13 protein-coding genes and 1 pseudogene are annotated in these 14,174 nt (G+C 63.6%); 13 read left to right on the top strand and 1 reads right to left on the bottom strand.

Annotation, left to right across the window (positions count from 1 at the left end):
- Nucleotides 1-51 precede the first annotated feature (51 nt).
- Genes sufB through mdh form a run of 6 tightly spaced genes read left to right on the top strand, consistent with a single transcriptional unit; the run spans nucleotide 52 to nucleotide 6,084 of the window.
- Complete coding sequence (sufB, locus tag AC3LCN_RS01970; protein ID WP_488648511.1) at nucleotides 52-1,449, top strand: Fe-S cluster assembly protein SufB; 1,398 nt, start codon at nucleotides 52-54, stop codon at nucleotides 1,447-1,449.
- Nucleotides 1,446-2,747 carry a SufD family Fe-S cluster assembly protein gene (locus AC3LCN_RS01965; protein ID WP_488648413.1) on the top strand — a complete coding sequence of 434 codons (1,302 nt, stop codon included), beginning with the start codon at nucleotides 1,446-1,448 and terminating at the stop codon, nucleotides 2,745-2,747. Before sufB ends, AC3LCN_RS01965 begins: the two co-directional genes overlap by 4 nt.
- 9 nt (nucleotides 2,748-2,756) lie before the next feature.
- Nucleotides 2,757-3,080 (top strand): Rieske (2Fe-2S) protein, encoded by a 324-nt coding sequence (locus tag AC3LCN_RS01960; protein WP_488648412.1) that lies wholly within the window; start codon nucleotides 2,757-2,759, stop codon nucleotides 3,078-3,080.
- A 39-nt stretch (nucleotides 3,081-3,119) separates the two neighbouring features.
- Nucleotides 3,120-4,286, top strand: a complete 1,167-nt coding sequence (locus tag AC3LCN_RS01955; RefSeq protein ID WP_488648411.1) for a VIT1/CCC1 transporter family protein — start codon at nucleotides 3,120-3,122, stop codon at nucleotides 4,284-4,286.
- Nucleotides 4,287-5,111, top strand: a complete 825-nt coding sequence (lgt, locus tag AC3LCN_RS01950) for a prolipoprotein diacylglyceryl transferase (protein WP_488648410.1) — start codon at nucleotides 4,287-4,289, stop codon at nucleotides 5,109-5,111.
- Between the two features lie 40 nt (nucleotides 5,112-5,151).
- Complete coding sequence (gene mdh / locus AC3LCN_RS01945; protein ID WP_488648409.1) at nucleotides 5,152-6,084, top strand: malate dehydrogenase; 933 nt, start codon at nucleotides 5,152-5,154, stop codon at nucleotides 6,082-6,084.
- An 18-nt stretch (nucleotides 6,085-6,102) separates the two neighbouring features.
- On the opposite strand, the gene AC3LCN_RS01940 is transcribed toward mdh, so the two are convergent.
- Nucleotides 6,103-7,581 carry a CoA-acylating methylmalonate-semialdehyde dehydrogenase gene (locus tag AC3LCN_RS01940; protein WP_488648408.1) on the bottom strand — a complete coding sequence of 493 codons (1,479 nt, stop codon included), beginning with the start codon at nucleotides 7,579-7,581 and terminating at the stop codon, nucleotides 6,103-6,105.
- Nucleotides 7,582-7,710: 129 nt separating this feature from the next.
- On the opposite strand from AC3LCN_RS01940, the gene AC3LCN_RS01935 reads away from it, so the two are divergent.
- The 7 genes and pseudogenes from AC3LCN_RS01935 to AC3LCN_RS01905 all read left to right on the top strand — a co-directional run.
- The gene (locus tag AC3LCN_RS01935; RefSeq protein ID WP_488648407.1) at nucleotides 7,711-9,048 is read left to right on the top strand and encodes an aminotransferase class III-fold pyridoxal phosphate-dependent enzyme; all 1,338 of its coding nucleotides are present in this window, start codon (nucleotides 7,711-7,713) and stop codon (nucleotides 9,046-9,048) included.
- On the top strand, nucleotides 9,045-10,067 hold the full coding sequence (locus tag AC3LCN_RS01930) for an asparaginase (protein WP_488648406.1): 1,023 nt from the start codon (nucleotides 9,045-9,047) through the stop codon (nucleotides 10,065-10,067). Before AC3LCN_RS01935 ends, AC3LCN_RS01930 begins: the two co-directional genes overlap by 4 nt.
- A 3-nt stretch (nucleotides 10,068-10,070) precedes the next feature.
- The gene (locus AC3LCN_RS01925; RefSeq protein WP_488648405.1) at nucleotides 10,071-10,772 is read left to right on the top strand and encodes a J domain-containing protein; all 702 of its coding nucleotides are present in this window, start codon (nucleotides 10,071-10,073) and stop codon (nucleotides 10,770-10,772) included.
- 10 nt (nucleotides 10,773-10,782) lie between these two features.
- On the top strand, nucleotides 10,783-11,508 hold the full coding sequence (locus AC3LCN_RS01920; RefSeq protein WP_488648404.1) for a metal-dependent transcriptional regulator: 726 nt from the start codon (nucleotides 10,783-10,785) through the stop codon (nucleotides 11,506-11,508).
- Nucleotides 11,505-13,007, top strand: coding sequence for a glutamate--tRNA ligase (gltX, locus tag AC3LCN_RS01915; protein ID WP_488648403.1), 1,503 nt, complete (start codon nucleotides 11,505-11,507; stop codon nucleotides 13,005-13,007). The genes AC3LCN_RS01920 and gltX overlap by 4 nt, the downstream gene beginning before the upstream one ends.
- Nucleotides 13,008-13,047: 40 nt before the next feature.
- A complete protein-coding gene (locus tag AC3LCN_RS01910; RefSeq protein WP_488648402.1) occupies nucleotides 13,048-13,752 on the top strand; it encodes a response regulator in 705 nt (234 codons plus the stop codon).
- Nucleotides 13,753-13,809: 57 nt separating this feature from the next.
- A pseudogene (locus AC3LCN_RS01905) lies at nucleotides 13,810-14,174 on the top strand (proline--tRNA ligase); the annotation flags it as partial.

The raw sequence follows: 14,174 nt of genomic DNA, 5'->3' as shown, positions 1-14,174 counted from the left end.
TACTAAGGATTACCCCGTAGGGTCGAGCAGGGAAAAGGAGGCTCCATGACGATCGCCAAGGAGACGGTTCGCGATGAACGGGAGCAGTACGCCTTTCACGACGACATCACCTACCTGCGCGAGACGAAGGCCGGCCTAACCGAGGCCACGGTTCGGGAGATCTCCGAGACGAAAGACGAGCCAGCCTGGATGCTGGAGTACCGCCTCCGCGCCTACAAGCACTTTGAAGCCCGTGCGATGCCGATGTGGGGTGGCGACCTCACGAAGCTCGACTTCTCGAAGATCGTCTACTACCGCAAGCCATCCGAGCGCGAAGAGAAGTCGTGGGACGACGTTCCTGACCAGATCAAGAAGACCTTCGAGCGACTCGGCATCCCTGAAGCGGAGCGCAAGTTCCTCTCGGGCGTTGGCGCGCAGTACGACTCCGAAGTGGTCTACCACTCCGTTCGAGAAGACTTGCAGAAGCTCGGCGTCGTCTTCATGGGTACCGACCAGGGGATGAAGGAGTACCCAGAGATCTTCAAGAAGTACTTTGGCACCGTTATTCCAGCAGAAGACAACAAGTTTGCCGCCCTCAATTCGGCCGTCTGGTCGGGTGGCTCGTTCGTCTATGTGCCAAAGGGCGTCGAGGTACCGCTCCCACTGCAGGCCTACTTCCGCATCAACGGACAGAACACCGGACAGTTCGAGCGCACCCTGATCGTTGTCGACGAAGGCGCGAGCCTTCACTATATCGAGGGCTGCACCGCGCCAAACTGGGCAACCGACTCGCTGCACGTCGCCGTTGTCGAGGTGATTGCACTGCCCGGCGCAAAGGTCCGCTACACGACCATTCAGAACTGGTCGAACGATGTCTACAACCTGGTGACGAAGCGGGCGCACGCGCACGCTGGTGCCACCGTTGAGTGGATCGATGCCAACACGGGCGCACAGCTCACCATGAAGTACCCAGGCATCTACCTGCTTGGCGAGAAGGCGCACGCCGAAATCGTCTCTGTCGCTGTCGCCTCAAAGGGTCAGCGTCAAGACACCGGCGCGAAGGCGATTCACCTTGCGCCGAACACCACCAGCCGCATTGTGGGCAAGTCGGTCTGCAAGGACGGCGGCGTGGCAACGTACCGCGGTACCGTTCGCGTGGCGCCTGGCGCAACTGGAGTGACCACCAGCGTGCGCTGCGATGCGCTGATCCTCGATGAGGGGAGCCGCTCCGAGACCTATCCATACATCGATATCCAAGAAGACGACACCTCGATGAGCCACGAGGCGACGGTCGGGCGTGTTTCCGATGATCAGATCTTCTATCTGATGAGCCGAGGGATGACGGAGAACGAGGCAACGAATCTGATCGTGCAGGGCTTTCTTGAAGTCTTCACCAAGGAATTGCCGATGGAGTACGCCCTTGAGTTCAATCGCCTGATTCGACTCGAGATGGAGGGGGCCCTCGGGTGACCCGTCGCGCTCTCGCTGATCTCCCACTCGAGTGGGCAACCACTGACATGATCACCACGCTAAGCCCAGGAGGCGCTGGCTTAGCTGAGCGCGCGGCGGCACTCGCCGCGTTCCACGCCCTGCCAACGGAGTCAAACCTGCTCTTCACCGGATACGTTGACTTGCGAGCGGCAGAGGTGGAGCGCGCCGCGCCCGCCGTCCTACCGCAGGAGATCCGAGAACTTCCCGCCGCTGCGCTGCCAGTGGGCGCCGCTGCAGTCATTGAAATCTCAAGCGCAGGTGTTGCCGCCTACCTCGGTGCGGAGGCAACCGCCGCTGGTCTGAGCGCCACGCCGCTCAGTCCATACACGCCGATGGGTGGCGCCAGCGAGGACCGCACCGCCGCGCTCGTCGCCGCACTCTGGAACACCGGCGTCTCGATCATGCTCAACGCTGGTCGCCTGAGCGCACCGATCGTGATTCGCGTCGTCGCCCCAGAGTCTGGCTCCTCACTTCTTGCCCGCATCGCCGTGCAGCTTGGCGATGGCGCACAGGCCTCGATCGTCGAAGAGATCAGCGGCAGCGCCGCCGTGCCCGGCGTCGCAACCTCACTCTTGGCGATCAGTAGCGAGATCACGCTCGGCGCCCGCTCATCATTGGCGCTCTCATCCATTCAAGACCTTCCTGAAGACCGCGCCTATGTGACGGTCCGTCGCCATACCTTTGGCGAGAAGGCGCAGTTGCAGCTCACCGTGGCGCAGGTTGGCGCACGGCTGGTGCGCGGGCGCATCGATCACCTCCTATCGGGCGATGGATCTGGCGTTCGCCAGGTTGAGGTGGTTTTTGGCGCAGGTGATCAGATTCACGACCTCACCACCTACAGCTTGCACTCCGGCCAGAAGACGGTTGGCGACCTTTTGGCGAAGGGTGTGTTTGCTGGAAACGCGCGCGGCTACATCAAGGGGGTCACGACGATACCGCGCAGCGGGCGTGGCACGAACTCCTACCTCGGTGAGTTCGGCATGCTCCTCTCGAAGACAGCGCGCAGCGTTGCGATCCCATCGCTCTGGATCGACCAGCCCGACTGTGAGCGCGCGGCGCACGGGAGCTCCGTTGGACCAATCGATCCCGCCCAGATCTTCTACCTCCGCTCGCGCGGGCTGACCGATGCCGAAGCGCGCCGCACCATCGTGATGGGATTCCTCGAGCCCGTTGTCGCTGCACTCCCACTCGATGCCGACGCTGAGCGCCTGCGCGAGGTGCTTGCTGCGAAGCTCGATGCTGCGTTGGCGAAGCAGCCTGCGGCGCTCGCCTCCTAACCGGCGCAGATGCCAGCAGAGCGCCTCTTCCCCGCAGTCGAACTTCCTGACGGCACGATGCGCCTTGCGTGGCCAGGTGGCGCGGCGATCTTGGTGGTGAATCGTGGCGGCAAGCTGTTAGCGGTCGACGGCGTTTGCACCCACGAGTATTGCGAGCTGGATCGCGGCTTCCTCTCGCCAACCACCGTTGACCGGCCCACGGTGACCTGCCCCCTGCACCTCTCGCGATTTGACCTTGAGAGTGGGAAGCCGCTCGATCCACCGGCTGAGATTCCGCTCGGGGTTCACGTGGTGAGCGTCGACGATCAGGGGTGGGTGGTGCTTCAGACCTAGCCCTGCGCAGCGCGCTACGATGGGGGCGACGCGCACCAAATGCGCAAGAGGGGAGCCCCAATGCAAGAGATCAAGGATCGCGCCGCAAGCATCGCTGGCCTGGCCTTAGAGCGCGACGCAATCTTCTTGTACGACGCCCTCGCCAAGATCGAGAAGGATCCTGCGCGGCGCAGCGCCTTTGAACGCATCGCCACCAGCGAGCGCCGTCACGCCGCTATCTGGGAGGCGAAGCTCCTCAGCCTCGGCGAGCAGGTGCCTGCCAGCAAGCGCCCAAGTTGGCGCGTGCGCCAAATCACTCTCCTTGCTCGCCTCTTCGGCACACGTGCTGTGAGTGAAATGGTCAAGGCGCTCGAAGGGTACGAAGAGGAGATTTACAGCACTCATAGCGACGTGGCAGAGGTCACTGATATTGCCGCCGATGAGGTGAAGCACGCCGACATCTGGCGCGAACTTGATGCTGGAAAGAGCGAGGGTGCCTATCGAACTGCGCTCGCTGAGATGAAGGCCCGCGAGCCGTGGCACCGAGCTGGCAACAGCGGCACGCTGCGAGCAACCATCTTCGGCGTCTCCGATGGCCTTGTCTCTAACGCCGCCTTGGTGATGGGCATCGCGGGGGCGACCACGGCTAGCAGCCAGGGTGGCTTCGTGGTGCTTGCTGGTGTCGCAGGCCTCCTTGCCGGTGCATTCAGCATGGGGGCAGGTGAGTACGTATCGATGCGCAGCCAGACTGAGCTCCTTGAACGCCAGATTGAACTGGAGCGCGCAGAGCTTGAGGCGATGCCCGAAGAGGAGGAGGCTGAGATCGCAGCGATCTATAAGGCACGCGGCTTCTCCGATGACGAAGCAAAATTGATTGCCAAGCGCCTGATGGTTGATCCGAAGATTGCACTTGAGACGCTTGTGCGCGAAGAGCTCGGCCTAGACCCAGAGGAGCTTGGATCACCTTGGGGTGCATCCATCGGGTCGTTTTTCGCCTTTGCGATCGGCGCATTCGTGCCGCTCTTGCCGTTCATCCTACTAAACGGTTCCACCGCACTCTTGATCAGCATCGCCTTGACGGCGGCCTCGCTCTTCAGTGTCGGTGCCGCAGTGAGCCTGTTGACTGGCAAGTCAGCGATTTATACTGGACTACGTCAGCTCGCCATCGGTGCCGCAGCGGCAGCAATTACCTACGCTGTTGGATCGCTGATCGGAGTCAACGTCTAGATGTTGCCGCTGCCGCCAGACTCCATCCTGGTGGCGATCGGCCCACTTGTCATTCGCTGGTACGGCTTGCTGTATGCCGTGGGCCTGCTGGTTGCCTATCGCTTTATGGTGCGCGAGGCGCGTCGTCGCTCGTTAAACGAGAAGCTCATCCTCGACGGCCTCATCATCATCTCGATTGCGGCACTTGCAGGAGGCCGCCTCTATCACGTGATTGATGCGTGGGACCGCCTCTATGCGTCGAATCCCTTTGCCGCGATCATCCCGCCGTATGAGGGGCTCGGCGCTCCAGGCGGACTCATCACGGGAGCAATCGCCCTCGTGGTGATCTTGCGCCGCTGGCGCCAAGAGCCGTGGGGCTGGGTTGACGTTGCTGGCCCGGCGATCCTGGTGATGCAGGCTATTGCGCGCTGGGGGAACTGGTTCAACCAGGAGCTCTACGGCGCACCAACTGATCTTCCTTGGGGACTCGCGATTGACTGCGCCCATCGAGCGATCAGCGTCTCCTGCGCAACGATCGGCGACGCGGCAACGTTCCATCCGCTCTTCCTTTACGAGTCGCTATCGGGGCTTGTGGGCGCACTGATTCTCCCCGCGCTCGGGCAGCGGCTCAAGGGGCACCTGCTCCCTGGCATGATCGGCCTCGGCGCCGTCGCCTGGTACAGCGTGACCCGCCTCGCCCTTGAGGGGCTTCGACTGGAGAACTGGAAGGTGGGTGGCATTGCGACCGCCTACTTCGTGATGGGGGCGGTCTTACTGGCCACCCTGATGGTCGCCTTCGTGCGCCTGCGAACCGCTACCCCCGCTAAGAAGCGGCGCCAGCGGTAGGATCAGCGTGCTCGGCGACACCGTCGGTAGAGGAGGGCTCATGGCAAGGATTCAGCGTCGCAAGGTCACCGTTATTGGCGCAGGGAACGTTGGCGCCACAACTGCACAGCGCATCGCTGAATCCGGGCTCGCCGATGTCGTCCTAATTGACATCGTTGAGGGGCTTCCGCAGGGGAAGGGGCTCGACCTTGCCGAGGCGGCTCCGATCGTGGGTCACGACGCCCACATCTTCGGCACCAACAACTACGACGACACGGCGAACTCCGATGTGATCGTGGTCACCAGCGGCATCGCCCGTAAGCCAGGGATGAGCCGCGACGATCTGCTGAACACCAACGCTGGCATTGTGCGCAGCGTTGTAACCGAGTCAACGAAGCGTTCTCCTGACGCCATCTTGGTTGTCGTCACCAATCCGCTCGATGCGATGTGCCATGTGGCAATGAGGGCCTCGGGCTTTCCGAAGCACCGGGTGATCGGCATGGCCGGCACCCTCGACTCCGCGCGCTATCGCACCTTCATCGCGCAGGAGGCTGGTGTGAGCGTTGAGGATGTGCGGGCGTTCGTGCTCGGCGGCCACGGTGACACGATGGTTCCACTGCCGCGCTACTCATCGATCGGCGGCATTCCGCTTCCAGAGTTCCTCGCCGCGGATCGCATTGAGGCGATCGTCAAGCGCACCCGCAGCGGTGGCGCGGAGATCGTTGAGCTTCTAAAGACCGGCTCGGCTTACTACGCGCCAGCGGCCGCCACGTTTGAAGTGGTGGAGAGCATCCTGCTCGATCGCCATCGGTTGATTCCATGTGCCGCGCTCATGGAGGGCGAATACGGCGTGAATGGACTCTACGTTGGGGTCCCTGTGGTGATTGGCGGGAACGGCATCGAGAGGATCATTGAGATCACGCTCACGGCTGATGAGTCGGCCGCCTTCCAGCGCTCCGCAGATGCGGTGAAAGAGCTCGTCGATCTGCTCTAGCGCCGACGGCGCTCTCGATTAGAACCAGCGAGCGGTAATCACCTTCTTCGTGGTGTAGAACTCCACCCCATCGCGACCGGTCGCGTGCAGGTCGCCGAAGAAGCTCTTACGGCGGCCGCTGAACGGGAAGAAGGCCATTGGGGCGGCAACACCCACATTCACGCCGAGCATCCCCGAGGTTGCCTTGCGCTTGAACTCGCGCGCCGCAGAGCCGGAGGCGGTGTAGATGCTCGCGGCATTGCCGTACTCGTTCGTCTCGGCCATCAGGCGGAGCGCCTCATCAAGGCCCTTGGCGTAGAGCACGGAGAGGACCGGCCCGAAAAGCTCCTCGCGTGCGAGTGGCGACGTTGGTGCGATCTCAAGCAGCGTTGGGCCAACGAAGTAGCCCTGTGCAGGGCCGGTGCCGCGTCCGTCACGCAGCATCTTGGCACCAGCGGCGACCCCTTCGTCGACCAGTCGATGAATGCGCTCGCGCGCCTCGCCGCGAATCACGGGGCCGAGCGAGATACCAGCATCAAGGCCGAATCCCATCTTGATCGTGTCGGCGTGTTCAAGGAGTCGCGGCAGCATACGTTCGCGCGCCTCACCAACAAGGGTGAGCACTGAGCCTGCGAGGCAGCGCTGCCCCGCATTGCCGAAGGCAGACTCCGCGATGTTCGGCACGCTCTGGTCGAGCACCGCGTCGGGCATGGCGATGATGTGGTTCTTGGCGCCACCGAGCGCCTGCACGCGCTTGCCACTCTTCGCTGCCGTCTCATAGACGATGCGCGCCACGCGCTCAGAGCCAACAAAGCTGATCGCGTCGACGCCTGGGCTCGTGATGAGGCCGGTGACCGTCTCGACGGCGCCGTGCACGAGTCCCACCACGCCCGCCGGAATGCCGGCCTCTTCGCAGATCTCGATGATGCGCTGCGCCGAGATTGGGGTGCGCTCGGATGGCTTCAAGATGAAGGAGTTACCGCAGGCGATCGCGAGTGGCAGCATCCACATGGGAACCATGAAGGGGAAGTTGAACGGGGTGATGCCGGCGACGACACCAACAGGGAAGCGCACCATCTCGGAGTCGATGCCGCGCGAGACCTGGTCGAGGCTCTGGCCCATAAGGAGCGTTGGAGCGCCACAGGCAAAGTCAACGACCTCAATGCCGCGGCGCACCTCGCCGGTGGCATCGCTCAGCACCTTCCCGTTCTCGGTCGTGACGAGCTTGGCGAGCGCCTCGCGGTTGTCGAGCATCGCCTCGCGCAGCTTAAAGAGGTAGCCGGCACGCTCCGGTGGCGGCATCTCGCCCCACTCGAAGGCTGCGGCGCGGGCGGCATCGACGGCAGCCTGTACGTCGGCGGCATTGGAGAGGGGCACGTAGGCGAGGGGGGCCTCGGTTGCCGGGTTTGGCACCACCAGCCGCTCGCTCGAAGAGGAGGCGACCCAGTGCCCGTTGATGAAGTTTTTTAGGGTTGCCGGGGCGCTCTGTGCGGCCAAGCTCTCAATCGTTGTTGCCATGGCGAGATTCTCGCTGATCCGCGCCCCGAGCGCAGCCCACGGCGTGATTGTCTCGCGCCACGCACCACCAGAAGGGGGGTATCCTGAGGGGTAAGAGGGCGCGCCTGCGCCTAACCGGCGGGAGGGACCATGAGCGCAGCCAAGAGAACCCCAATGAGTGGGCCAGAGATGGTGGCCCTCTCGAAGCGTCACACCATGACCGAATGGTCTGCGCAGGCTGCAGCGAACCCTATTCCAATTGCCCGCGCGAAGGGCTCCTGGTTCTGGACCCCCGAAGAGGAGAAGTTCCTCGACTTCAACAGCCAGTTGATGTGCACCAACATCGGCCACGGCGATGAGCGTGTGCTGAAGGCCATCACAGATCAGGCGGCCCTCCTCGCCTACGCGAACCCATTTATGGCAACGGAGCCACGCGCCCGACTCGGCGCGAAGCTCGCCGAGATCTGCCCTGGTGATATCGACGCCTTCTTCTTCACCAACGGCGGCGCCGAAGCGGTCGAGAACGCCTTCCGCATCGCGCGCCTCTACACAGGTCGTCACAAGATCGCCGCACGCTATCGCTCGTATCACGGCGGAACCTCTGGAGCGCTCAGCGCAACAGGCGACCCGCGTCGCTGGTTCGCGGAGCCCGGCATGCCTGGCATCTTCCGCATCCCAGACTTCCACGAATTCGGCGCTGCAGAGCCACGACCCGCTGCTGATGTACTTGCGGAGACCGAGAAGATCATTCGCTTCGAAGGGCCGCAGACCGTTGCCGCGATTATTGTCGAGCCGGTTGTGGGCACCAATGGCATCCTCATTCCGCCCGATGGCTATATGCAGGGCCTGCGTGACATCTGCGACCGCCACGGCATTCTGCTGATTGCCGATGAGGTGATGGCCGGATTCGGCCGAACAGGGAAGTGGTTCGCCATTGACCACTCAGGCGTCGTGCCCGACATGATCACCATGGCGAAGGGTTTGACCAGCGCCTATGTGGCACTGGGTGCACTTGGCATGCGACGACCGATCGCCGATCACTTCGCCGAGAAGGTGTTCGGTGGAGGGTTGACCTACAACAGCCATCCGCTCGCCTGCGCGACTGCCCTCGCCACCATCGAGGTCTACGAGGAGGACGACCTGATCACCCGCGCCGCAACGATGGGAAAGACGCTCCGTGCGCATCACGAGCGGATGAAGGCGAAGCACCCCTGCGTCGGTCCAATTCGAAACATTGGCTTGTTCGGAATCATTGAACTCGTGCGCGATCCGAAGACGCAAGAGCCGATCGCGGCGTTCAATACGAGCGCACCAGAGATGGCGGCGCTCGGAGCGCTCTTCCGGAAGAACGGCCTCTATACAATCGTGCGATGGAATGGATTCTTCACGAATCCACCGCTCATCATCACGAACGAAGAGCTCGACTTTGCGTTTGATGTGATCGACCGCGGCCTGACAGAGGTTGACAAGGCCCTCGGGCTGGCATGAGCGACGCTCGCGTCGGCGAGGGAGTGCCACCACCGGTGATTACGGTGGTGCAGCGCGGCCAGATCACCGAGTCGGCACACCGCGGCGATGTGGTCGTGGTGGGCATCGGAGGTCACTTGGCTGCAAGCGTCGGAGAGCCAGATCGACTGATCTCTTTGCGGAGCTCCGTGAAGCCCTTTACCGCAGTGGCGGTGCTCGCCGCAGCAGACGAGGCCGGTCTCACGCTCGACGACGAGATGATCGCACTCGCCTCGGCGAGCCATGCGGGAGCGGACGAGCACACGGCGGTGGCGCAGCGCATGGTTGACATCTTCGGGCTGAACCCAGCACACCTCGTACATGGCCGTCCGCAGAGCTCGCGTGGTGGCAGCGGTGAGCTGCTCGCGCACATGTGCTCTGGGCAGCACCTCTCACTCTTGCTGCTGGCGAAGGCACGTGGATTCGATCCGATTGGGTATGACGCCTTTGATCACCCCGTGCAGCGCGAGCTGCGCACCGTGGTTGGTGAGCTGCTGAGCGTTGACCTACAGGCGGCTCCATGGGGGATTGATGGCTGTGCGATCCCCACCTCGGCGATCCCACTTCGCGCGGCGGCTGAGGGGGCGCGGCGCTGGGCCACCCCGCACGACCCACTCGTACCAGAGCGCTACCGCGCGCTGCTTGAGCGCGTTCGGTTCGCCGCCGTCAGCCACCCGCGCCTCATCTCTGGGGCAGGCTCTCTCGATACCGATCTCATTCGTGGCGGCGAGGGTCTCGTTGTGGCGAAGCAAGGCGCTGAGGGGCTCTGCCTCGTTGGCCTGCCGGGCTATGGCATCGCGGTGCGCACCGAGGATGGTGATGCTGCGGCACGCGCTGGGCGCGTCGCGACCGTAGCCGTACTTGCGGCGATCGGTGCCAGCGTCGCCGCAGCCACATCGCTCGAGGCGCATCGCATCGTGAACCTTGCCGATCCGCGGGGCGGCGCAGCACTCGCCACGGTATCTCCAGCAGCATCGCTTTCGCTGCTTAAGGTTTCGTAGGCCATGTCAGCAGCGAAAATGCGCGTAGAAGTGGCGTGGCGAGTACTTGGTCTCCCTGCTCGGCCATCTGCACTTGCCATCAAGATCTCCTTCCGCCGATTAGCAAAGTCAACGCATCCTGATGCAATTGGGGGTGGTGAGGCGACGACTTTGCAGTTCGCGCGGATCACAGAGGCGCATGAGGTTGCACTCGCAGACGCGATTGCCGCGGGACGACTCGTTGGGCCCGGTCGTGATCAGCCAGCAAATCGCCCAACACCGGCGCCTCGCCGTGCAGCGCAGCCGCCGCGACCGAAGTCTGGCGCACAACCGACAGCGAGTGCACGTCCCGGCTCCACGACATATGACGGAGCGACGGAGGAGGAACCGGTCTGGGATGGAGCCGCCTGGGTTGGCGCGGACTCGGGCACGTACTGGACCGTCAATCCGCGCGAGTATGCCGACCCTCGCAAGCATGGCCCCGAGTATCGAGCCCGAGGAAAACGACCTGTTCGGCGAACGCCGCGCGAACGCACGCAAGCGGAACCTGTTGCGCGACCTCAGAGAGCAGGTACACGTGGCGTGGAACGAACTACCTCACTCGCCGTTGGCGCAGCCTCGCTCGTTCTCATTGCGGTGCTGGTGAGCGGCTCACTTCGCCTGCTCGCGGCTGCGGCCCTCTTTGCACTCCTCGCGTTTGCGGCCGTGAGCCGGCGTCGTAGGTAGGATCAGGGCTATGGCAACCACACGTCGAGCAGCTATCACAGCGGCGGCGCAGGAGTACCTGCTCGCCTTCCGCAGCCACAGCGACGATGAGGGGGTCACCCCGTCACTCGTCGCGAAGGATCTCGAGGTCAGCAAGCAGGCGGCCGCTGAGATGTTCCGCCGACTCGCCGATGACCGACTGATCGCGCCGTGCAGCGGGCATGCGCGGCTCTGGAAACTCACCACGTCAGGCGAGAGCGCCGCCGATGCCGTCTTCCGCCGGCACGCGCTTCTAGAGTGGCTACTGACGGGCGTCGTCGGTATGCCGTGGGCGGCGGCCGATGTAGAGGCGCGACGACTGCACTCATCGATCTCGCCCGAGTTTGAGACGCGCCTCGATGAGATGCTCGGCCATCCGCAGACTTGCCCGCACGGGAATCCGATCGATCGGGCAACCGAAGCTCGGCGCCCGAAGGGGGAGCCACTCGCATCACTCGAGGCGGGTGAGGCGGCCACGATCTATCGCGTTACCGAGGCGGCCGAGGCTGACGCCGCACTGCTCAGCTACCTCGAGGCACGTGGGCTCGTCCCTGGCGCAAAGATCACCGTCCTCTCTCGGAGCGCATCGCTGGATTCGCTCACGCTGGATGGGCCGATCGGTCGAGCCTCACTTGGCCTCCGTCCCGCTGCGCTCGTGCACGTCATACGCGGTGCCGTTGATGCTGCCCTCTTCCACCAGATTCCGGTCCGACCATGAGTGACGTCGTGCGCGTTCGCATTGCGCCGAGCCCAACAGGGCCGTTCCACATCGGTACGGCGCGAACAGCGCTCTTCAACCTGCTCTTCGCACGTCGCCATGGCGGCACCTACATCGTGCGCGTCGAAGACACGGACACGGCTCGCTCCACCAAGGAGTTTGAGGCGGACATCCTTGCTGGTCTTGCCTGGCTCGGCCTTGCCGCCGACGAGGGGGTGGTTGCGGAGGGGGAGCGTGGTGAAAGTGGCCCTTACAGACAATCTGAGCGCAGTGAGCGATACACCGCTGTAGCAAATGAGCTGCGCGCTAAGGGGCTGACCTACCCCTGCTTCTGCACCCCAGGCGATCTCGACGCAGAGCGCAAGGCTCGTGAAGCCGCCAAGCTGCCGCCGCGCTACTCCGGACGCTGTTCCGCGATCCCTGCCGAAACCTCAGCCGCCCGTATCGCAGCAGGTGAGTCGGCGGCCCTGCGGTTCCGAATTAAGCCTGGCGTGGTCGTAATTGAAGATCTTGTCCGCGGGCGAGTGGAGATTGACAGTGACGCGCTGGGTGGCGACCTGGTGATCTTGCGCGCCGACGGCACGCCGCTCTATCACTTCACCGTTGTGGTCGACGATGCCGACATGGGGATCACCCATGTCATTCGCGGCGAAGATCACCTCTCCAACACGCCGAAGCACATCCTCCTCTTTGAGGCGCTCGGCGTGCCGCTGCCGAAGTTTGCCCACCTGCCGCTGATCCTGAATCCAGACCGAACGAAGATGAGCAAGCGCAAGAGCCAGACCGCCCTCGTCGACTATCGGGCTGAGGGCTTCCTGGTTGAGGCGCTGATCAACTTCCTGGCACTGCTCGGCTGGTCAACGGGGAGCGAAGATGAGGTGCTCTCCATTGACGAGCTTCAGGAGCGGTTCAACCTCGAGCATGTGCAGAAGGCCGGCGCGGTGTTTGACCGCACCCGACTGGAGTGGCTCAACGGCCAATGGATTCGACGGCTGAGCAACGAGGAGCTGCTCGTGCGACTACGCCCCTTCTACGAGAGTGCTGCAGTTGACGGCACGTTGCAGCGAGCGGCCTCCGATGCGGAAATAGTCGCCCTCATCCCGTTGATTCGAGATCGCATTCCGCTCCTCTCGTCGGCTGTGGCGCTCACCGACTTCCTCTTCGCCACGGCGTTGGAGCACGATCGTGCCGCGCTGGTACCGAAGCGTTGGGATGCTGCCACCACCCTGCAGGCGCTTGCAGCGGCGCGCCCGCTGATCGCTGAGACGATTGGCGAGGGCGAACAACCCCTCCTTGATGCTGAAGATTCGCTCGAGGCGCAGCTCCGGGCGCTGGCCGAGTCGTCGGGCTGGAAGTCGGGCGACCTTTTCATGGCCCTTCGCGTTGCGGTGACGGGGCGAACGGCAACACCACCACTTTTTGACAGCATGCGCCTCCTCGGTCGCACTCGCGTGCTGGCGCACCTCGACGCCGCCATCGCACTGGTGAGTGGCAACTAGCGTTTACATGGCGATAACACCCTCCCGTCAGAGTTTCGCCGTGGCTGAACAACCGATCAAAATCCTGCTGGTTGAAGATGAGCGGGCTCTTCGTGAAGCGCTTGCCGATGCGCTGTCGAGTGAAGGGTTCGTTGTCACCCAGGCTGAGACTGGCGCTGTAGGGCTCGCCGCCTTTCGCGCCGCTCCACCAGATCTGATCCTGCTCGACCTGATGCTCCCCGAGATGGGTGGCATCGAGGTCTGCCGTTCGATTCGCAGCAGCTCCCAGGTGCCGATCATCATGGTCACAGCAAAGGCATCTGAGGCCGATCGCGTTAGTGGCCTTGACCTTGGCGCCGATGACTATGTGACGAAGCCGTTCTCGTCGCGCGAGCTGATTGCGCGCATTCGCGCCGTGCTTCGCCGCGCTGAGGCTGATCCGAGCCCCGCGGCCCAGGGTGCCCGTCTTCGCGTCGGCGAGGCGGAGGTTGACCTCGAGGGGCAACGAGTGCTGCGCGACGGCGCGGTGGTGCACCTCAAGCCGAAGGCCTTCCAGCTGTTGGCGTTCCTCATTGAGAACACGGGTCGTGTGTATACCCGCGAGCAGCTCCTCGACAAGGTGTGGGGCTACGACTATGCCGGCGAAACACGCACGGTAGACGTGCACATGCACGCCCTGCGCCAGGCCATGGAGGCGATCCCAGCCGAGCCGGTGGCCCTCCAGACCGTTCGCGGGATCGGCTACGTCCTCCGCCGCCCAGCCTGATCCACACACTCCTCCTGAACGAGAGCCCCGCGCGCGGGTAGGATTGACCACATGCGCATGAGTGAACTCTTCTTTACGACCCTCCGGGAGGACCCCGCCGACGTGGAGATGCCCTCGCATCGGCTCCTGCTCCGTGCCGGGTACATTCGGCCGCTCGGTGCCGGAATCTACTCGCTCCTCCCACTCGGCATGCGCGTCAATATGCGCGTCACCCAGGTGATCCGTGAAGAGATGAATGCGATCGGCGCCCAGGAGATGCTGATGCCGGTCGTGCATCCCGCCGACCTGTGGCGCGAGACGGGGCGCTACGACCAGATCGGCCCAGAGATGGGCCGCTTCAACGATCGCGGTGGCCGCGACATGGTCCTGGCGATGACGCACGAGGAGGTCGTGACCGACCTGCTGCGCAAGCTGATCAACTC

The sequence above is a fragment of the Candidatus Limnocylindrus sp. genome (assembly GCF_040397215.1).
Taxonomy (GTDB): domain Bacteria; phylum Chloroflexota; class Limnocylindria; order Limnocylindrales; family Limnocylindraceae; genus Limnocylindrus.
The sequence above is the reverse complement of the archived record's forward strand: the minus strand, read 5'-3'. Positions and strand labels throughout refer to the sequence as shown.

Coding starts and splice junctions, on each gene's coding strand:
- AC3LCN_RS01925 (WP_488648405.1), top strand. CDS start 10,071: ATGTCAGCAGCGAAAATGCGCGTAGAAGTGGCGTGGCGAGTACTTGGT.
- AC3LCN_RS01940 (WP_488648408.1), bottom strand. CDS start 7,581: ATGGCAACAACGATTGAGAGCTTGGCCGCACAGAGCGCCCCGGCAACC.
- mdh (WP_488648409.1), top strand. CDS start 5,152: ATGGCAAGGATTCAGCGTCGCAAGGTCACCGTTATTGGCGCAGGGAAC.
- AC3LCN_RS01920 (WP_488648404.1), top strand. CDS start 10,783: ATGGCAACCACACGTCGAGCAGCTATCACAGCGGCGGCGCAGGAGTAC.
- lgt (WP_488648410.1), top strand. CDS start 4,287: ATGTTGCCGCTGCCGCCAGACTCCATCCTGGTGGCGATCGGCCCACTT.
- AC3LCN_RS01935 (WP_488648407.1), top strand. CDS start 7,711: ATGAGCGCAGCCAAGAGAACCCCAATGAGTGGGCCAGAGATGGTGGCC.
- AC3LCN_RS01955 (WP_488648411.1), top strand. CDS start 3,120: ATGCGCAAGAGGGGAGCCCCAATGCAAGAGATCAAGGATCGCGCCGCA.
- AC3LCN_RS01930 (WP_488648406.1), top strand. CDS start 9,045: ATGAGCGACGCTCGCGTCGGCGAGGGAGTGCCACCACCGGTGATTACG.
- AC3LCN_RS01960 (WP_488648412.1), top strand. CDS start 2,757: ATGCCAGCAGAGCGCCTCTTCCCCGCAGTCGAACTTCCTGACGGCACG.
- gltX (WP_488648403.1), top strand. CDS start 11,505: ATGAGTGACGTCGTGCGCGTTCGCATTGCGCCGAGCCCAACAGGGCCG.